The organism is uncultured Hyphomicrobium sp., from assembly GCF_902826555.1.
Taxonomy (GTDB): domain Bacteria; phylum Pseudomonadota; class Alphaproteobacteria; order Rhizobiales; family Hyphomicrobiaceae; genus Hyphomicrobium_C.
In genome coordinates this window covers 98,623-117,491 of record NZ_CADEFI010000001.1, presented here as the reverse complement: position 1 = coordinate 117,491, position 18,869 = coordinate 98,623, and the positions used below count along the sequence as shown (strand labels likewise).

Annotated in this window: 18 protein-coding genes and 1 pseudogene; 8 read left to right on the top strand and 11 right to left on the bottom strand. The window is 64.8% G+C overall.

Annotation, left to right across the window (positions count from 1 at the left end):
* Position 1: 1 nt before the first annotated feature.
* Entirely contained in the window at positions 2-1,522 is a 1,521-nt protein-coding gene (locus QZV93_RS00525; RefSeq protein WP_295555059.1) for an aldehyde dehydrogenase family protein, read from the bottom strand.
* Between the two features lie 163 nt (positions 1,523-1,685).
* Here QZV93_RS00525 and QZV93_RS00520 point away from each other — a divergent pair, with 163 nt between their 5' ends.
* Positions 1,686-2,576 (top strand): LysR substrate-binding domain-containing protein, encoded by an 891-nt coding sequence (locus QZV93_RS00520; protein WP_295555058.1) that lies wholly within the window; start codon positions 1,686-1,688, stop codon positions 2,574-2,576.
* A gap of 11 nt (positions 2,577-2,587) precedes the next feature.
* On the opposite strand, the gene QZV93_RS00515 is transcribed toward QZV93_RS00520, so the two are convergent.
* Both QZV93_RS00515 and gyrA read right to left on the bottom strand, forming a co-directional pair.
* Positions 2,588-3,763, bottom strand: coding sequence for a patatin-like phospholipase family protein (locus QZV93_RS00515; protein WP_295555056.1), 1,176 nt, complete (start codon positions 3,761-3,763; stop codon positions 2,588-2,590).
* A 151-nt stretch (positions 3,764-3,914) separates the two neighbouring features.
* Positions 3,915-6,677, bottom strand: coding sequence for a DNA gyrase subunit A (gene gyrA, locus QZV93_RS00510; protein ID WP_295555054.1), 2,763 nt, complete (start codon positions 6,675-6,677; stop codon positions 3,915-3,917).
* Positions 6,678-6,998: 321 nt separating this feature from the next.
* Here gyrA and QZV93_RS00505 point away from each other — a divergent pair, with 321 nt between their 5' ends.
* Together QZV93_RS00505 and QZV93_RS00500 are read left to right on the top strand one after the other, a co-directional pair.
* Positions 6,999-7,652 carry a PRC-barrel domain-containing protein gene (locus tag QZV93_RS00505; RefSeq protein WP_295555052.1) on the top strand — a complete coding sequence of 218 codons (654 nt, stop codon included), beginning with the start codon at positions 6,999-7,001 and terminating at the stop codon, positions 7,650-7,652.
* A gap of 119 nt (positions 7,653-7,771) precedes the next feature.
* Positions 7,772-8,983, top strand: a complete 1,212-nt coding sequence (locus tag QZV93_RS00500) for a cation diffusion facilitator family transporter (RefSeq protein ID WP_295555050.1) — start codon at positions 7,772-7,774, stop codon at positions 8,981-8,983.
* Between the two features lie 154 nt (positions 8,984-9,137).
* Here QZV93_RS00500 and QZV93_RS00495 read toward each other — a convergent pair whose 3' ends face one another.
* Together QZV93_RS00495 and QZV93_RS00490 are read right to left on the bottom strand one after the other, a co-directional pair.
* Positions 9,138-9,668 carry a single-stranded DNA-binding protein gene (locus QZV93_RS00495; RefSeq protein ID WP_295555047.1) on the bottom strand — a complete coding sequence of 177 codons (531 nt, stop codon included), beginning with the start codon at positions 9,666-9,668 and terminating at the stop codon, positions 9,138-9,140.
* A gap of 292 nt (positions 9,669-9,960) precedes the next feature.
* Positions 9,961-12,012: a pentapeptide repeat-containing protein gene (locus QZV93_RS00490; RefSeq protein ID WP_295555045.1), complete on the bottom strand. Its 2,052-nt coding sequence runs from the start codon at positions 12,010-12,012 to the stop codon at positions 9,961-9,963.
* Positions 12,013-12,327: 315 nt separating this feature from the next.
* Here QZV93_RS00490 and QZV93_RS00485 point away from each other — a divergent pair, with 315 nt between their 5' ends.
* Both QZV93_RS00485 and QZV93_RS00480 read left to right on the top strand, forming a co-directional pair.
* Positions 12,328-12,687 carry a YkgJ family cysteine cluster protein gene (locus QZV93_RS00485; RefSeq protein WP_295555044.1) on the top strand — a complete coding sequence of 120 codons (360 nt, stop codon included), beginning with the start codon at positions 12,328-12,330 and terminating at the stop codon, positions 12,685-12,687.
* A 205-nt stretch (positions 12,688-12,892) separates the two neighbouring features.
* Positions 12,893-13,387 carry a hypothetical protein gene (locus QZV93_RS00480; protein ID WP_295555042.1) on the top strand — a complete coding sequence of 165 codons (495 nt, stop codon included), beginning with the start codon at positions 12,893-12,895 and terminating at the stop codon, positions 13,385-13,387.
* An 82-nt stretch (positions 13,388-13,469) separates the two neighbouring features.
* Here the strand turns inward: QZV93_RS00480 and QZV93_RS00475 are convergent, their stop codons facing one another.
* The 4 genes from QZV93_RS00475 to QZV93_RS00460 all read right to left on the bottom strand — a co-directional run bounded on the left by QZV93_RS00475 (position 13,470) and on the right by QZV93_RS00460 (position 16,016).
* The gene (locus tag QZV93_RS00475) at positions 13,470-13,874 is read right to left on the bottom strand and encodes a hypothetical protein (protein ID WP_295555040.1); all 405 of its coding nucleotides are present in this window, start codon (positions 13,872-13,874) and stop codon (positions 13,470-13,472) included.
* Positions 13,875-13,972: 98 nt separating this feature from the next.
* A complete protein-coding gene (locus QZV93_RS00470) occupies positions 13,973-15,094 on the bottom strand; it encodes a pyridoxal phosphate-dependent aminotransferase (protein WP_295555038.1) in 1,122 nt (373 codons plus the stop codon).
* 11 nt (positions 15,095-15,105) lie between these two features.
* Positions 15,106-15,543: a DUF1489 domain-containing protein gene (locus QZV93_RS00465; protein ID WP_295555036.1), complete on the bottom strand. Its 438-nt coding sequence runs from the start codon at positions 15,541-15,543 to the stop codon at positions 15,106-15,108.
* 14 nt (positions 15,544-15,557) lie between these two features.
* A complete protein-coding gene (locus tag QZV93_RS00460) occupies positions 15,558-16,016 on the bottom strand; it encodes a hypothetical protein (protein ID WP_295555034.1) in 459 nt (152 codons plus the stop codon).
* A gap of 222 nt (positions 16,017-16,238) precedes the next feature.
* On the opposite strand from QZV93_RS00460, the gene QZV93_RS00455 reads away from it, so the two are divergent.
* Positions 16,239-16,739 carry a hypothetical protein gene (locus tag QZV93_RS00455; RefSeq protein ID WP_295555032.1) on the top strand — a complete coding sequence of 167 codons (501 nt, stop codon included), beginning with the start codon at positions 16,239-16,241 and terminating at the stop codon, positions 16,737-16,739.
* Between the two features lie 27 nt (positions 16,740-16,766).
* Here QZV93_RS00455 and QZV93_RS00450 read toward each other — a convergent pair whose 3' ends face one another.
* Positions 16,767-17,570, bottom strand: coding sequence for a YdcF family protein (locus QZV93_RS00450; protein ID WP_295555030.1), 804 nt, complete (start codon positions 17,568-17,570; stop codon positions 16,767-16,769).
* 35 nt (positions 17,571-17,605) lie between these two features.
* Positions 17,606-17,914: an SH3 domain-containing protein gene (locus tag QZV93_RS00445; RefSeq protein WP_295555029.1), complete on the bottom strand. Its 309-nt coding sequence runs from the start codon at positions 17,912-17,914 to the stop codon at positions 17,606-17,608.
* A 178-nt stretch (positions 17,915-18,092) separates the two neighbouring features.
* Here QZV93_RS00445 and QZV93_RS00440 point away from each other — a divergent pair, with 178 nt between their 5' ends.
* Entirely contained in the window at positions 18,093-18,578 is a 486-nt protein-coding gene (locus QZV93_RS00440) for an isoprenylcysteine carboxylmethyltransferase family protein (RefSeq protein WP_295555028.1), read from the top strand.
* Between the two features lie 13 nt (positions 18,579-18,591).
* Positions 18,592-18,869, top strand: a pseudogene (locus QZV93_RS00435) (hypothetical protein); the annotation flags it as partial.

The following is an 18,869-nucleotide window of genomic DNA, read 5'->3' as shown; positions in this document are numbered from 1 at the left end:
CTCATCCCGATGTGGTGGACAGGCCACCCTGCCACGCCTCGGCGTCGGCGTACGGGAACCAGCCCTGTTGCTCGCGAATCTCCGGATCGATGAGCACCATCTTGGTGTGACGGAACTGATCGAGCCCCTCAATGCCGAGCTCGCGCCCGATCCCCGAGAGCTTGCGACCGCCGAACGGCACCGCATCGTTGTCGAGCAGCGGCACGTTCACCCACACCATGCCGGACTGGATTTCGTTGACGGCGCGCATGCTCTCGGCGAGATCCTTGGTATAGATGTTGGCGCCGAGCCCGAAGCGCGACCGGTTCGCGAGCTCGATCGCCTCGTCGAGGTCTCTCACTTTCACGATCGGGGCCACCGGTCCGAAGGACTCGTCGTTGACGATGTCCATCTCCGGCGTGACACCCGTGAGCACGGTGGCGTCGGCGAACCAACCGCGGTTGAGCCCTTTGGGTCTTCCGCCGCCGTGCGCGACCTTGGCACCCTGCATGATGGCTTTCGCCAGGATCCCCTCGTAGCGGTCGCGCTCACGCGCGGACACCATCGGACCCACGTCGACCTTGTCCAGCCCATTGCCGATCCTGAGGCTTGCCGCGATGCCGGCGATACGTTCGACAAACGCGTCATGCATCGCCTCGTGCACGTAGATCCGCTCGGCGGAGGTGCAGACTTGCCCCGCGTTGAGAAAGCTCGCGAACGCGACGCCGCGCGCCGCGATGTCGACCGGCGCCGACGGCATGACGATGAAGGGATCGTTGCCGGACGCCTCGATCAGCGCCGGCTTGAACGTACGCGCGCACGCCTGCGCAACCGATTGCGCCGTCCTGAGGCTTCCCGTGAACGCCACCCCGTCGATGCGATCATGCTCGACAAGACGCCGGCCGGCGTCGCCGCGGCCCGTCACACACTGCACGAGACCTGCAGGCAGTGCCGAAAACGCCTCCATGAGCAAGAGCGTCGACAACGACGTGTAATCGGACGGCTTGATGATGACGGCATTGCCCGCCCCGACCGCGGCCGCCACCTCCCAGAACAGGAGGAGGTACGGGTAGTTGAACGGGATGATCGCCGCCACGATGCCAAGCGGCTCCTTGATCGTCAGATGCAGCTGCCCCGGCGCCGACGGCCCATGTACGCGGCCTCCCTCCTGACGGCTGATCTCGGCGTAGTAGCTCATGGCGCTGGCGCACCAGCCGATCTCGTCCATGGCCTCCTTGTAGGTCTTGCCTTGCTCGCGCGTGAGCGACTCGGCAAGCACTGCAGACATGCCGCGCGTGGTCCGCGTCACCTCGTGCATGATGTCGGCACGCTCGGCGCCGGACATCGCCCACCACGCCTTCTGGGCAGCGGCTGCAAACTGGATCGCCGCCTCGATCTCGCGCTCGGTGGCTTCCGCGACCGCGCCGATCTCTTCCTCGGTCGCCGGATTGATGACGGGAAAAGCCGAGCCCTCGCTCGCCGCGAAGGCCCCATCGATGAACAGCATGCGCGACAACGCCTTGTGCTTGGCAACGACGTCCATGTTTCCCTCCTGGCAAGCGCATCCTGCGCGCGCCGGTCCGTCCGGCGGAAAGCCGGATAGGTCCGGATTTGCGACCTTGGCACTGGGCCGAAGCGCCGTATATGATCTCCGGCGAGCACGGAGTGGTTCATTTTTGCGCCAGCGTCAGTCGACTTTTCATCTCATGAAAGCGCTCGCTGTCTACGAATCCGTCGCCCGGAAGGGTGGGTTTCGGGCGGCCGCGACCGAGCTCGGCATCGACCACCTGACCGTCGCCCGCCAGGTACGCCTTCTGGAACGGGAGCTGGGCATCCGCCTGGTGGCCCTTGACCGGCAGAAGCTCAGGATCACGGCGCAGGGCGAGGGACTTCTGCGCGAGACACGCCCCGCGCTTGCGCAGCTCGCCAGCTCGCTGATCTCGCGAGCGGCCCGCAGCATCACGCGGTCACCATTGCGCATTGCCTGCGAGCCCGGCTTCCTCGGCTGCTGGCTGATGCCTCGCATCAGAACCCTGCGAGAGCGACAACCCCTGCTCGACTTCATCCTGCTGCCGGCCAGCTCTGCGCTGCGCCAGGTCGACGTCGAGGCCGACTTGACCGTCACCTTCGCCGAGCATGTGGCGCAGGGAGACATCGTCATTTGCCGGCCGGCGGCCATCGCCGTCTGCTGCCCCGAAGTGTTCGCTCGGCACAACGGATTTCCGGCCCTGACGTCCCTCCTGGACGCCACACTGATCCACGACGACTCCGAGCACTACTGGTCGTGGTGGCTCGAATGCCAGGGCGTGGCCCAGGCAGCACCGCCCACCGGATCCTTCCTGCAGGTGATGGATGCTCGCTTGGCCGTGGAAGCGGCACGCGAAGGCATCGGCGTCGCGCTTCTGAACACGCTGATCGCCAAGGACGAGATCGACAGCGGCCGCCTCGTGAAGGCGCGCCCCGAGCTGACCTTCAACGAGACCTACGTCGCCCGCGCCGTCAACCCGACGCGACGCAAAGAGGCCCGCGCCGTGATCTCCTGGATGAAGAGCGTCGTCCGTGCGGAATTTCCTTCGGCAACGCTGGCGTCCGCGTGACCGGAGCGGCATCACGTTCCGCTTTGCGGGCTCCCGCTGCCGTCGAATCCGAGAAATTCCAGGATCTCCTTCGAACGCGCCATCGTATCGGTGTAGCCGAGATCGATGAGAGCACGGCAATAGCCCGGCTCGAACAGGAGATAGCTCGGCAGTCGCCAATCCCGTCCCCAGACACCGAGCCGGCGGAGAAGCATGCGAATAGTCCACGGCATCTCGTGCGCATGTTCACGCGCGATATCGCGCACGTCGCGCGACGGCTGCACGACCAGGATATCGATGTCGCGCAGACGCGTGCTCCGCTGCTGCTCCAGCGGCAGAAGTGACAGCGTATGATCGACGCGGCGCGCACGCTCGATGTCCGCGTCCAGGTTGTCCATGAAGATCGTGTCGAGCAGATAGCCGCTCAGCGTGCCGAGGCTCGGATAGACCGGCTCCAAACCGGCGAGCTTATCCGGCTTGGCATCGCGAATGCCGATGACCAGGATACGGTCGGCGCCGCAATGGATCGCCGGGCTCAACGGTGACGTGAGCCGCAAGGATCCGTCGCCGTAATACTCGTCGCCGATGCGTTGCGCCGTGAACACGAACGGCAGCGCCGCCGACGCCATCAGATGCTCGATCTTGAGCTTGACGGCAACGCCGTCACGGCGCACGCGCACCCACTCCTCAAGCCCCTCGACCCCCTGGAAGAACGTGATCGCGCGCGCGCGATCGTAGGACGATGCCGTGACACCGATCGCGCGCAACGCGCCGTCCTGGATCGCTTCGTCGAGGCGATCGAGATGGATGTGCTTGCGCAGAAGCTCCCCGAGCGGCGCGCTGTCGAGCAGCGAACGGGGGTTGGGAATGCCGAGCGAGGCGAGCGGCGTCATTGAGGCCACCCACTGCGCGCCTCCCTTCATGATCGTCGCCAGGTCCGTGCGATAGACATCGGACGTATGCAGGTCGTCCCAGAAATCGACCATCTGGTCGACGCCGCGCTTGAAGTTTCGCGCGTGCGTCGCCAGCGCCACTGCGTTGATCGCGCCGACCGACGCTCCCATGATGACCGGAAACGGATTGACGCCCTCGGGCACGATCTCCGCGATGGCATCCAGCGCGCCGGCCTGATAAGCGCCACGCGCTCCACCGCCCGGCAGGACGAGCCCAACGGTCTGCTGTCGCGGTGCGGTGCTCTCTCCACCCATCACATCGCCCTCCAGTCTGCGGACCACGATGAGAAATGGCGAAACTGGCCCCTCGCTTGGGGACACAACACACGCAACGACTCGACGTCTGACTTCGAGACCGCGAATCTAGACCGCAGCCTCCACGATTGCGACCGGAAAGGCGAGCGACTTACGCTTCCCCGCCGTCCCCGGTCTCGCTTTCTGAGCCGTCGTCCGAGATGCGCTCGACCGAGACCACACGCTCCTCGGCTTCCGTTTTGAAGATTCGCACGCCCTGCGTATTGCGCCCGGCGATGCGCACGTCATCCACCGGGCAGCGGATCAGCTGCCCGCCGTCGGTGACAAGCATGATCTGGTCCGCATGCTCGATCCCGAACGACGCCACCAGGTTGCCGTTACGCTCGTTGACGACCATGGCCACGATGCCTTTGCCGCCGCGCCCGCTGGTCCGGTACTCGTACGACGAGCTGCGTTTGCCGAAGCCGCGCTCGGAAACCGTGAGCACGAACTGCTCCTTGCCCGAGAGCTCCGCATAGCGTTCCGGCGTCAGCTCGGCGGCGCCCTCGTCGCCCTCCTCCGCCTCGAACTCCACTTCGGCCACCTCCGCGTCGTCGCCGCCCTCGCTGCGGCGGATCTGCGCCGCCTGCTTGAGATAGGCGCCACGCTCGGCGGGCGATGCCTCGACGTGCGTCAGGATGGCCATCGAGATCACCTCGTCGCCATCGTCGAGCCTGATGCCGCGCACGCCGTTCGAGTCGCGACCCTTGAAGAGGCGCACCTCGTCTTTGATCAAGAAGCGGATGCAGCGGCCCTGCGCCGTGGTCAGCACCACGTCGTCCTCGGGCGAGCAGATGGCCACCGACACGATGCGATCGGGCTCGGCGCCCTCGTCCGCATCGAGTTTCATGGCGATCTTGCCGTTGCGATTGATGTTCTCGAAGTCCGTAAGCGCGTTGCGCCGCACGTTGCCGCCCTTGGTGGCGAACATCAGCTCGAGCCTGGACCAGGTCTCCTGATCCTCCGGCAGCGGCAGGATCGACGTGATGACCTCGCCTTGCGCCAACGGCAGCAGGTTGATCAAGGCTTTGCCTGACGACTGTGGCGTCGCGGCCGGCAGCCGCCAAACCTTCATGCGGTAGCACATGCCGCGCGAGGAGAAGAACAGCACCGGCGTATGCGTCGAGGTGATGAAGATCTGCGTGACGAAATCCTCGTCACGGGTCGACATCCCCGAGCGCCCCTTGCCGCCGCGCCGCTGCGCGCGATAGGTCGAAAGCGGCACGCGCTTGATGTAACCCTTGTGCGAGACCGTGACGACCACGTCCTCGCGCTGGATCAGGTCCTCGTCCTCGACCTCGCCCTCGATGTCGACGATCTCGGTCTTGCGCGGCGTCGCGAACTCATCGCGGATCGCAGTCAACTCGCTCTTGATGATGTCGATGATGCGAAGCCGCGACGACAGAATCGCCAGGTAATCCTTGATCTCCTCGGCAATCTTCTTCAGCTCGTCGCCGATCTCGTCCCGGCCGAGCGCGGTGAGGCGAGCGAGACGCAGCTCCAGGATCGCCTTCGCCTGCTCTTCGGAGAGCTGGTAGGTCTCGTCCGCCGCCAGCCCGTGGCGCGGATCCGCAATCAGCGCGATCAGCGGGGCCATGTCCTTGGCCGGCCAATGACGCTCCATGAGCTGCGCCTTGGCTTCGGCCGGCGACGGCGAGAACCGGATCAGCTTGATCACCTCGTCGATGTTGGCGACCGCGATGGCCAAACCGACCAACACGTGCGCCCGGTCGCGCGCTTTGGTGAGCAGGTGCCGCGTGCGCCGCGTGACGACCTCCTGCCGGAAGGTCGTGAACGCCTCGATAATGTCGCGCAAGTTGAGCTGCTCGGGCTTGCCGCCGTTGATGGCGAGCATGTTGGCGCCGAACGTCGTCTGCAGGTCCGAGTAGCGCCAGAGCTGGTTCAGCACCACGTCGGCGATCGCATCGCGCTTGAGCTCGATGACGATGCGCATGCCTTCGCGGTTCGTCTCGTCCCAGATGTCGGAGATGCCCTCGACCCGCTTCTCGCGCACGAGATCTGCGATCTTCTCGATCAGCGTCTTCTTGTTGATCTGGTATGGGATGGCGGTGACGACCAGCGCCTCGCGGTCCTTGCGGATCTCCTCGACCTCGACCCGCGCCCGCATGATGATCGAGCCGCGTCCCTTGTGGTAGGCCGCGAGCGCCCCTTGCCGCCCGAGGATCAGACCGCCGGTGGGGAAGTCTGGTCCGGGGATGACCTGCGTCAGATCGTCGATCGTCGTCTCGGGATTGTCGAGCATGAGGATGCACGCATCGATCACTTCGCCGAGGTTGTGCGGTGGGATGTTGGTCGCCATGCCGACCGCGATGCCGCCCGCGCCGTTGACCAGCAGGTTCGGAAACTTCGCCGGCAACACCACGGGCTCCTCGAGCCGGTCGTCATAGTTCGGCTTGAAGTCGACCGTCTCCTTCTCGAGGTCGTCGAGCAGGAATTGCGCAATCTTGGAAAGCCGCGCCTCCGTGTAGCGCTCGGCCGCGGGCGGATCGCCGTCCACGGAGCCGAAGTTGCCCTGACCGTCGATCAGCGGCACGCGCATGGAAAAGTCCTGCGCGAGACGCACGAGCGCATCGTAGATAGCGAGGTTGCCGTGCGGATGGAAGTCGCCCATCGTGTCGCCCACGACCTTGGACGACTTCATGTGCTTCTTGTTCCAGTCGAGCCCGAGGCGCTGCATGGCATAGAGGATGCGCCGGTGCACCGGCTTCAAGCCGTCGCGGACATCTGGCAGCGCGCGCGAGATGATGACGCTCATCGCGTACTCGAGGTACGAGCGCTTCATCTCGTCGGTGATGAAAACGGGGCGGATGTCGCTCGGGCCTGAGGCGCCGGGCCGGTCGCTGGTATCGCTCAAATGCGGAAGTCCTGTTGCGGCATGGGAGGGCGTTTTCGGATACCCGTCCGCGCACCGATGGCACTCGATTTTGATCGCCCGAAGTTTACCCGACCGGGCTCGGCGAGAGCAATCCCGGAGCGGACGAAAGCATCCCTCCTCCCCAGGATCGGGCAGGAACAATCCCCAGATTCTGGGGTTTTCCTGCCGCCGCCGCCTTGAGCTTGTCAATAAGTCGCGCTTATTCCGCGCCCGGCGGCGCCTTTTCGTGTTGGCGTGCTTGAAAAGCGCCGCCCTTGATCTCACGTTGAGCGCGGATCGCGCCCTTAGGAACCGAATCCCATGAAACACTTGTCACTAGCTGCAGCCACGTTGTTCGTAGCCCTTCCGCTCGCGATCGCGCACGCAGACACCACCTTTGTCCCGGCCCAGTCGGATACCGAATTCCTGGCCAAGGATCACCTCATTGGCGCCAAGGTGCATGGCGCCGACGGCACCATCGTTGCCGATGTCGAGGACCTGATCGTCAACGATCAGAATCAGGTTGTCGGCGTCGTGATGGGCACCGGCGGCTACTTTGGCTGGGCTGAAAAGAAGGTCGGCGTGAGCCTCGACTCGCTCAAGTTCGAGGAGAAGGACGGCAAGCTCGTCGTCTCGCTCCCCGACCTGACCAAGGAAAAGATCGACCAAGCTCCGGAATTCGCGCGCAAGAAGCCCGCCAAGTCCCTGTTCGAGCGCGCCTCCGAGAAGGTCAACGAGTTCTCGGACAAGTCGAAGCCGCAGATCGACGAGGCGAAGAAGAAGGCCCAGGACGCCCTCGACGCTGCCAAGGAGGCCGCCGGCCCTGCGCTTGAGAAAGCCAAGGAAGCCGTTTCGGGCGCCATCGATTCCGCCAAGGAGGCCGTCGGCACGACGACCGAGCCCGCCCCTGCGACGCCGCCCGCGGACACCCCGCCCGCGACCGAGCAGCCGGCCCCGGCCCCGGCGAACCCATAACGCCAACGCCGGTTTGGCCGCGACGTTAACCGCCCCGCCGCGTAAACCCGCGGCGGGGTTTTTCTTTCTTCGGCAACTCGCTTAAACACATGACGGAAGAGAGCAGCGGGAGCACACGCGTGGCAGCAACGGGTGGATCGAGAGGCGTAGTCGTCGTGGCGCTGGCGGCCAATCTCGGCATCGCCGCCGCCAAGTTCGTTGCCGCCGCCTGGACCGGCTCCTCCGCCATGCTGTCGGAAGCCATCCATTCGCTCGTCGACACTGGCAACCAGGCGCTGCTGCTCCTCGGCATCAAGCGCGCCGAGCGCCCCGCCGACGCCGTCCACCCGTTCGGCTATTCGAAAGAGCTCTACTTCTGGGGTTTCGTGGTGGCCGTGCTGCTGTTCTCGCTCGGCGCCGGCATCGCCATCTACGAAGGCGTCCAGAAGCTCATCGACCCCCGTCCCGTCACCGACCCGTACGTGAACTACGCCGTTCTCGCCGTCGCCTTCGTGCTGGAAGCCATCTCGGCCCACCGCGCCATCGGCGAGTTCAACAGCCGTCGCGGCAATGTCCCCGCCACGGCCGCACTCCGCGCATCGAAAGACCCCGCGCTCTTCACCGTCCTCCTCGAGGACATCGCCGCCCTGATCGGCCTCGCCATCGCCGCCACCGGCATCGCCATCGCCCACGCCACAGGATCGCCGACCGCCGACGCGTACGCCTCTATTCTGATCGGACTGCTGCTCGGCGCTGTCGCCGCCTTCATGAGCATCGAGATCCGAAGCCTGATCATCGGCGAATCGGCCTCCCCCGAAGTGCGCCGCGACATCCAGGAGGCGATCCTGGCCGAAGTCGGGCCAGACCGTCCGATCCGTGCCGTGAACGAGATCCGAACCATGCACTTGGGCCCCACCGACATCCTGGTGGTCGCCAGCGTCGACTTCGAGGACGACGAGACGGCAGCCTCGATCGAGGCCGCGGTATCGCGCATCGAAGCCACCATCCATACCCACACGCCGGCCGTACGGCGCATTTTCATCGAAGGGCAATCCGCCCGCGATTACGCCCGCTCCGAGGAGGTACTGGCCGGCCTGCCGCCGAAGACCGTAGCGGCGCCGGCGACACGCTCGACCGAGCGAGCCCTCACCGCGCAAGCGCCCGCCGGCATGCCGCCCTCGGCATCCGAGGCGGAGACGGCCGCTCCAACTCAGGCTGACCGACCCGCTGCGCCGCCGGCTGCATTGCTCTCCGCACCGCCGACTCCGGCACCGCGCGAGCCCAGCGCACCGTCACCCGCCGACCGCACGAGCCGCAAAGGCCGCAAGCGCCAGAAGGGCAAGCGCCACTGACGCCACCGGGCGCGCCTGTCATCCTCGGGCTTGTCCCGAGGATCCAACGCGCAGCGAGGCAAGCGCTCGAAAGGTTCAGGCCTTATCCATGAGGCACCTGGATACCAAGCCCTAAGCCTAGAATGACGGGCAGCACGAGCGCAGCCTCTATCGCCTAGAACGGGATCTCGTCGTCGAACGGCTTGTCGAGCGTCGCACTCTTGGAGCCGCCGCCGCGCGCCGCCCGTTTCGGCTCGCTCGAGCCGCCACCGAAGCCGCCGCCGCCGCCAAATCCGCCGCTGTCGCCGTCGTAATCCGACTGCCCGCTCTCCGCGAGACCGCCACCGGCACCCTGCCGCCCATCCAGCATGGTGAGCTGACCGTTGAAGCCCTGCAGCACCACCTCCGTCGAGTAGCGGTCCTGACCCTGCTGGTCCTGCCACTTGCGCGTCTGCAGCTGCCCCTCGATGTAAACCTTCGAGCCCTTGCGCAGATACTGCTCGGCGACCTTGCACAGGTTCTCGTTGAAAATGACGACCGAGTGCCACTCGGTCTTCTCGCGCCGCTCGCCGCTGTTGCGATCCTTCCAGCTTTCGCTGGTGGCGATGCGGAGATTGGCGATCGGACGCCCATCCTGCGTGCGGCGGATCTCGGGGTCGCGCCCGAGGTTTCCGACCAGGATCACTTTGTTGACCGATCCGGCCATGTCTTTGCTCCTTGTTGTCCAGCGCGCCGTTGCCGTCGTCTGGCTCGGCTCACTTGCCTGCGCGGGCAGCCCCGCGCGACTCGAGTTGCAGCACCCTACCCGCATCGGGAGGCGGCCGTGCGCACCGCGCGCCCTTATCCAAGCCTTTTTCGAATTCGCGCGTTCCGGCGCAGGTTAGATCGTCCGGGCTCGTACGGAGCAGCAGGATCTCGCGCGTCCGGCAAACCCGCGATTCACATCGAAGTTCTCATTATGTTCTACAATGCGCGCACCCAGTCCGCAACCGGAAAGGCTACCCGCCGCGCGCGATGTCGGCTGCCGTCGAAAGCTCCTTGAGTACCTTCGGCGCCACAGTCTTCGATGCCGGGCAGGACGGATCGGCGAGCCGGTCGTAGACAGCGGTGAGGTCGCCGTGGAACTCCTGCCGCGCCGCGCGCCGCGCAACACCCGTCGCCACCGAGCCGTTGCTCCAGCGCGGCCGGCACATCAACCGCGCGAGATAATCTGTGATGCGCGGCTTGTAGAGATCCGGATAGGTCTGCGAACCGGCCGAGATGAGGCTCTGCCAGGCGTAGTAGTCCGAGGATCCGCTCCACTTCGCGGCCTCGGAGAGATTGGTCAGCGGCTCGATCTTTTCCGCCACCCGAGCCTTCGCACGCCGGCTCGCGATGGCGTCCACAGCCGACTTGAGCTCGGCGACGCTGGCTTCGGTCATCTGCGACAACTGAAGGCCGGTGAGATCGGCGAAGCTGTCCGGGTCGGCCTTGGGCGGAACCGTCAGCCAGACCTTGGCCTCGCGCAGATCCGCGCCCGCGACGCTTGCGCCGACCAGATCGGCCCCGCGCAATGAGGCACGGTAGAGAACCGCGCCGTCGAGCTTGGCATCGCGAAGGGTCGCGGCATCGAGGTAGGCGAAACTCAGCACGGCCCCCGTGAGGTCGACGTTCGAGAGATTGGCGCCCTCGAGATGCGCACCATTGAGGTCCGCCCCTTGCAGATTGGCCGTCGTGAAATTGGCCCCCTGCGCCACGCCGCCCGTGAGATCCACCTTGTCGAGGCGAGCCCCGGTGAGGTCGGCGTTGGGCATCGACGCGAAAGTGAGATCCGCGCCGTCGAGCTTGGTGTCTTTGAGCTTGGCGCCGCGCAGGTCGATACCGGTCATATGCGCGCCCTCGAGATTCGCACGCGTGAAGTCGGCCCGCCGGGCTGTCGTGCAGTTCGCGAGCGCGCGATCCACGTTGAAGAGCAGCTGGCTCTCATCGGCGCAGTGGAGCCAAGTCCACCGCAGATCGGCGCCGACCAGCGAGGCGCCGCGAAGATCGGCGCCGGTCAGGTCCGCCTGATGCAGGTCCGAGCGATCGAGCTTGGCAAATCTGAGATCGCGGTCGCGCAGGCTGATGCTCGGCTCGCCTGCCGAGACCTCCTTGTCGGACACGAGATCGGTATCGATTACCTCCAGATTGCGCTTGAACAAGCCCAGCAGCGACCCTTCCGATCCGAACGTCAGGAGCGGAACCGTATAGCCGGACACGAACCGCTGCCCTTGCCCCGCCTCGTCCTCGTTGTTGAAGCCGAGCGCGCGCTGCGTGAAGCGGTCGAGCTGCTCGCCGGGAATGGTCGCGAAGAAGAAGGAAACCAGCCACACGAACAGCAGCACGAAGATCGTCGCCACGAAGCTGATCGGATGTGCCGACGTTGTGCGCAGGAACGCCGCCGTGAAGGAGGTCTCGGCGCGCATCAGGAAGATGCCGATCGAGATCAGGATAATGATGTCCAACAGCAGCGCAATGCGGTGCGTCCACGTGATGCCGACATCATGGTACGGCAGGAACACCACCTGAATGTAGACCAGGAGCAGCACCGGCAGCACGACCAGCGTAAGCCAGCTCATGCCGTGCAGAAACGTGCTCATGACGCGGCTGCGATAGGGACCGGCGATGGCCTGCACGAAAAAGAAGTTGTTGAGCTCGAGCCGCAGCGGATGCGTCCGCTTCTCCGTCGCCTCGAGCAAACGGATGGCATAGTCGAATTCCAGCGTCTCGCGCGCCAGCAGCGTCAGTTGCGAGACGAGACCCAGGTGAAACAGCACGAGCACGATCGGCGCGAAGCGGAAGAACTGAGCCAGCTGAATGTCGACCTGCAGGATCGGCAGCGAGACCGGCGTCTCGAGCAGCAGATCCTTGTGCGTCACGCCCGCGACCGCGATGACGAGATAGGCCATGATGGCGAGGAAAATGAGCCAGCCCGTATGGGCGGTGTCGCTCGAATGATTGACCGCTTCGAGCAGACTATACGGGTTGACGGGCGTTTCCCCCTCGGGCGCGCCACGAGCCAAATCCGTCATACTGGGAACCCTCGACAAGATACGGGTACTGACATGCGCCGACATTAAAGGAGAAAGTGTGTCTTGAGGCCAAGCCAAGCCGCCGACATGATCCCGCTTTTCTGCCGTTATAGTTGCCCCCTGGCCCCAAGAGCCGCGTTGTAATGCGCACTATCTCGAAGGCCATGCTGGCTTTAACATTGCCGGCGGTGAGAATGGAAGTTAACAGAGGCACCGGGGCTGGCACGGGCAGACAAGCGACTTGTCGTGCATCTGCGGCGGCCTCCGGTTGTGGCGCCCACTGAAGCGCCGAGAACGATCACGGATGCTGCCCTCGTGTATGACTGCAAGAAGTGTCCCGGTTTCTGCTGCTCCTATCCCCTGATCGCACTCGACAAGCGTGACGTCGAGCGGCTCGCTCGCCACCACGGCATGGGGTTCGACGAAGCACGCCGCGCATTCACCCGCGAAGCGCACGGGCGCAAATATGCGATGAAGCGCAAGCGCGACCGTCACTTCGGCGCCATCTGCCGCTTCTTCGACACCGTGAAGCGCCGTTGCACCATTTACGAGGCGCGGCCGGCAGTTTGCCGCTCGTTTCCGGGCAAGGGCCGCTGCGGCTATTACGATTTTCTGAGCTTCGAGCGGCGCGCGCAGGACGACCCGACTTGGGTTGCCGTGACCACAAATCGCTAGCCGGATCGCCGAAAAAAAATTCAAATAATTCAATGCATTAAGAGATGTACATTCACTTGAATTAGAAACGAATCGAAGTAATTTATTAAACAACTTTTATTTATGATGCCCCATGCACCTGTTGCGTGGTACCTGGCGATCAAGCGCGGACCCGATGAACGGTCCAGGCAAGCCGCCTGCACTTCGCACGACAAGGGAGACCACCATGAGCCTCATGACGCGCGCTGTGACCGCCTTCGCCGTGCTTTCCGTGGCGGCCATTCCGGTGGCGGCACTCACCATCAAGAACACCTCCTCGAAGGAGATCTCGGTCGGCGTCGACAACGGCACCGAGGAAGCCGTCTATCAGATCCCGTCCGGCGGATCGGTCGACGTCAAGCAGGACTGCAGCTCCGATTGCGCGGTCACCGGACCGTGGGGATACTCGCGTCTCGTGGCGCAGGACGCGACCATTGAGACCGACGGGCTTCCCATCGTGACGGTCGCGGCAACGGCCGAATCCCAGAGCCTCGTGCCCCAGAACCCCGTCGCGGAGGCCGCCGACGGAACCGAAGCGGCAACGACCGAGACGGAAGCCAAGCCGGCACCCGTGGTGCGCAAGCGGACCGCGAAATCGCGCAAGCCGGCCACCGTCAAGCAGGCCCAGAAGGGCCCTGCATCCGGCTCGTTCCAAATGCTGTTCCAGGGACCGGGCAAATAACGGCACCCGTCGCCGCAACAAAAAAGGGCGTCTCCGCGCGGCGGAGACGCCCTTTCCTTTTCATGCGCGTGCGCACCGCGCCTCAGCGCGACAGGCGAATGAGCGCCGAGCCCTTGGCGCTGGTCAGCCGGACGACCTGGCTGCGCCCGCTCACCGAGATCTGGATATTGCCGGTGGTATCGAACTCCGGATTGTAGAATGTGCCCCGGTAGCTGCTACCCGATCCGCGAACGAAAGCGGTTTGCGAAACTGTGCCCGACTGCGTGGCACAAGTTGCGCTCACGTCGTAAGCGGACTTGCCGCTTGGGCTGAAGGTTGCCCTGCAGCGTGCCTGCTCCTTGCTGCCACCGCTGAAGGTCACGGTACCGCCGCCCTTCCACGATCCTGCGAGGTCGGCGGCATTGGCTGGAGCGGTCAACCCCGCCATGACGACGAGAAGCGCACCCGTTCCCAGAGAGAGAAACATGCTCCGTACGGCTTTCTGCATCAGTCTCCCCTTTACATGTTCCTGAACCCCGGCACTTTCCGGCCGGCGATTCCATGAGTATACGCGCGAAGCACGACGCCAGACCGTGGGGACCCCAACTATTTTTGTGGGTGCCCGTTTCGCGCTGCGGCAAGCGCCTCCGGCAAAGCATCGGCGAAGAACGCTAGATCCTCGTCTCGCCCGCAGGACACGCGAATGCATCGATCGAGCGGCGCCACGCCGGGTTTGCGGACAAACACGTCGCGCGCCAGAAGCTCATCCAACACAAGACGGGCAAATGCACCGTCCCGGCCACAATCGATAGTCACGAAATTGGCCGCCGACGCCAGCGGAGCAAGTCCATTGCTGCGCGCGATGTCGGCAATCCTCTCGCGTGCACGGCCGATTTTTCCGACCGCTTCGGTTAGATAGGGTTGGTCAAGTAAAGCCGCCAGAGCCCCGAGCTGCCCGATACGGTTGATTCCGTAGTGGTTCCGCACCTTGTCGAAGGTTGCGATAAGATCACGCTCGCCCAGCGCATAGCCGATCCGCGCGCCCGCGAGTCCGTAAGCTTTCGAAAACGTCCTGAGCCGCAGCACTTGCGCATTCGCCATGTCGAGCGGCGGGATCGCATCGGCAGGCGCCGTATCGCAGTAGGCCTCGTCCAGGAGCAGCAGCACACCGTCGGGCAGCGCCGCGATGAGCCGCTCGATCTGTGCCGCCGGCCACCACGAGCCCATCGGATTGTTCGGATTGGATAGGTAGAGCACCGCCGCATTCCGCTGCTGCACGGCGGCAAGCAACGCGTCGTGATCCTCCCGGTCGTCGCGAAACGGAACCTTCACCAGTTCCGCGCCCTGCGCCGCCACATGGAAGTTGAACGTTGGGTATGCCCCGTCCGACGTCACCACCACCGCTCCGGGCTCCGCCGCGATCTTGACGGCGAGTCCGAGCAGCCCGTCGATGCCCTCGCCGATCACCACGTTGTCGGCGTCGACACCGTGATGGCGCGCCAGCCCTTGCCTGAGATCGTGGTTCTCGGGATCCGAATATTTCCAGTTATCGGCCGCAGCATCCGCCATCACGCGCACGGCTCGAGGGCTCGGCCCGAACAGGCTTTCATTTGCACCGAGCCGAGCCTTGAAAGGCCGCCCACGCACCCGCTCCTGCGCTTCCGGCCCGACGAAGGGCACGAGCTTCGGAAGTTCGCGCACGATGCGAGTTTGCGGCGGCGGTTTCACGGGGAGCGTCCCTAAATCAAACCAAGATCGAGAAGGGCGCGCCGCATCTCGGGCGGAAGCGCAGCGAAGTCACCGCCTCCACCGGCATCGAGATCCGGCGGCGCATCGTCCTGCGCGAGATAACGCCAGCCCTGAAACGCACGCCGCGGAACGGGGCGCACCGGTACCAGCTTGCGATCGAGGAGGATGAGGCAGCACGGGCTGCCGTCGTCCTTCGTGCCGTCCTCGAAGCCCAAGAGCTTCTGGCGCACCTGAACGATGCCTTTGATGACCCAGTAGAGAGAGCCGCCCTTGAGCTCCGTTTGCCGTTTCGGCGTCTGCAGCGTCGAATGGAAGATGCGCGGCTTCTCTCCGCGCTTCTTCTGCTCGCGAATGCGCTCGGTCTGCCATGCCGCCAGGTCCTCGATCGAGGAGGCACCGACGCAGAGCTTGATGATATGCAGCGCCATGCGTGTTGCGCGCCTCACTCGTCAGTGCAGAAGCCCGTGTATTGACCGAACACAGGAGAGCCCACGACGCCGCCGTGCCGCGAATGCACGGCCGGATATTTGCCGGAAGCCCGATCCTTGTCATAGACCGTCGTAATGTTCAAAAAACCCTCGTTGACGACCTCGAGAAAGTGGTTGGCGTTGATCGCGCGCACCACGCTGAGCTTTCCGGGCTTCGCATCGGGCGCCGCCTTGATCGTCGCCGTCTGCTTTTCGAGATCGATGGTCTCGATATTGAAGGAAAGCGGGTTCGGTGGCTTCGACTGGAACGCGCCGGCCTCGTAGGTCCGCGACTCGCCCTCTGTAAACGAGCAGACCAGATCCTTCGGATTGTCGTCCGCCTCCGAGGCCGAGACCCCGAGCCCGAGAACCAGCCCGGCCACCATCACGACACCCCATACCCAATCGTTGCCGAGCCTCGAGCCGACCGTCATGCGAAACCTCTTCAAAAGCGGGTGTGCCGCAAAACGCGGCGCCCGAAACCAGCAACGAGGCGTAGCCTGCCGGGCCAACCGCGGTCAACAATCCCTAATAGATGAACTCGCATAAGGGCTTGGCCTTGCTCGCGCCGCGATTTTGCGGCACTGCGGCGGAAATGACGCCCCGGTCGAGCCGAACCCGGCTAGAATACGAGGCGCGCTGAGCGAGATATGATTATGACGACCCGAGCCATAGCGCTGACATCGGCGGCCGCCGCGGCCCTGCTCTTGGGCGCGTGCGCTTCCCAGTCCGGAGGCCTCAGCACGGCCATGTCGCCCACGGGCGAAACCGGAAGCGTCGGCCGGACGACAACCGCTGCCGAGACCGTGAACCGCCTGCCGTCACCGGGGAGCTATCAGTTGACCTCGGACGACCTTTCGCTCGACTGCAAGAAGCTCACCGGCCGCATGGCGGTTCGCATCGTCCAGATCCGCGACTATCAGAGCCGGGACCAGGCCACGATGCTGGCGCGCGGCATCCAGACGGCGTGGAAGCCGGCCAACGGCGGCAGGGGCGAAGGAAGCGATCCGGGAGGCCGCTATGCGCACGATCGCGCGCAGCTCGAAGCCTACAACCAACGCTTGGCCGAGAAAAACTGCGCCAATTTCGATCTCAGCGCCGAGCTTGATCCCAGCGCCAAGGATCCGCCGCGCACGCGCCCCCTCAAGAAATCCTGACCGGGGACCAGTCCGGGTTTCGGAGCCTTAGGGTCCTGGAAACAGCTCGTCGATCCGGCCGAGCGCTCGGTACGCCACGAGCCCGATCCATTCGTTGGTACCGAGGTCGAGACGCAGAAGCCCTTGCGGAATGCGCTCGAAGAACCGCGTAAGATCCTCCGGCCCCCGCGTGCGGTAGTCGACCGGATAGGCAACGACGTCGAAACCTGCTCTGCGGAACAACCCCATGGCGCGCGGCATGTGATAGGCGCTGGTCACGAGATACCAGCGCTCCCCGGCTTGGGGCTTCACGAGATCGCGCGTGAAGAGAGCGTTTTCATACGTATTGCGCGACCGGCTTTCGAGAACGATCCGATCCCGGGCAACACCGGCATCCATGAGGAATTTGGCAACCGGCTGCGTCGCCTCCTGATCGCGCGAGAGCAACCCGCCGACGCCGCCGGTGAACACCACTTTGGCCTGCGGATGACGCAGCGCCAGCCGCAAGCCTTCGGTTATCCGTTCGCCAGCCTCATTGAGGCCGAGACCGCCGCGCCCCGAGGACACCCAGCCGTCCTCGAAGCCCCCGAGCAGGATGATACCGTCCACCCTGTCGTCGGCAGCAGGAACCGGCACTCCGGCAAAACGCTGCTCGAGCGGTAGCACGAGCAGGTTGCCGACGGGCGCGAACCCGCCGACGAGGAGCACCAGCACGCCGGCCGTCGCAAGCCGTCGCGCGAGACGGCCGGCCTCCCCGCGCCGCATCATCCAGAGCCCTGAGAGGATCAGGAGGACGGCGATCGAGGACGGCAGAACGAGAAGTCCGAGGATCTTCGAGAGCGTGAAAGGCATCGGCTATACTAATGTCCTCGCCCGCGACGGGGCACTTACGGACACGTGACCTTCCGCATGTTCGACTTGTCGGCGTAGCCTTCGAGCGAGCCCTTGCGGATCGCGCACCAGAAGCCGCGCGGCGTGCAGAAGAGCTTGCGCTTTTCGAGGATGTCGCCGCGCTTCGCGGCACCGATGACCTCCGAGCTGCTGTAGGGCCGAGCGCGGATGTTGAGGTGCGGCGCCGTGACTTTGAAGCAGCCGTAGTTCGTCGCGGCCTGCGCCTCCGTCGAAATCGCGCTCGAAAGTCCGGCACAAAGCAGAATTCCCGCTGCAGCAGGCACGAACATGGATTTGAGTGTCATGGGGCTTACCTTCTTTGCATGCCGGCCCTTGAGCGGCACCGGCGGGATGAAGCTGAACGGTCCCGGCCGCGCTGGTAATGCCTATTGCGGATAAAAGTAAGGCTCCGGGGGGACGGAAATTTGCCTGCCGCGCCCCGACGCCTTAACCCTGAACGCGAATCCCTGTGATGATCGAGCCATGACAACACCCTATCACGATCCAGCCACCACACCCGCGACGCACCCCTGGCCACCGATCCTGCTGGCCGCCATTGCCGTGGCGGCTGTGGGGTTCGGCACTCTCGCGCCGCTCCCGTGGCCCGGCATCCACGATACCGCCGGGCACATCGCCGGCTTGAGCCTTGGTATCGCCGGACTTGCCCTCTTCGCCTGGGCGGCCTGGACGCTCCGCCGCCACGGCACCACCATCCTCCCCGACAAGCCAGCCGACGTCCTCGTCACCGACGGCCCGTTCCGCTCGCGGCGCAATCCGATCTATGTCGCCCATGTCCTGATGCTGCTCGGCGTCGCCGAGCTGACGCAGAACATCTGGTTCGTGATCTTCGCTGTGCTCTATATCCCGCTCGTGACCTGGCTCGCCGTGCTTCCCGAGGAGCGGCACCTCGAAGCACGCTTCGGCGAGGACTATCGGGCCTACAAGGCCCGCACGCGACGGTGGATCTGATGAGGGGCGCTCCGTGAGTATCGACTACGGCGAAAGAGAGCGCCAGTTCCTGGAGACGCTTCAGGCCGATTCCGGCCGCAGCCTCGAGGCGTGGATGGCCACCATCGACGCCCAAGGCCTGACGCACAGGAACGACATCATCGACTGGCTACGCCGCCAAGGCTTCATGTTCTCGAAAGCATCCTGGCTCGAGCGCATTCACAACAATGGCGGCCGCCCGATTTATGCCGACGCCGGAACACGCCGCCCGCAGCCGCGGCCACGCAGCATCCCCCCGTCACGGCCGCTTCT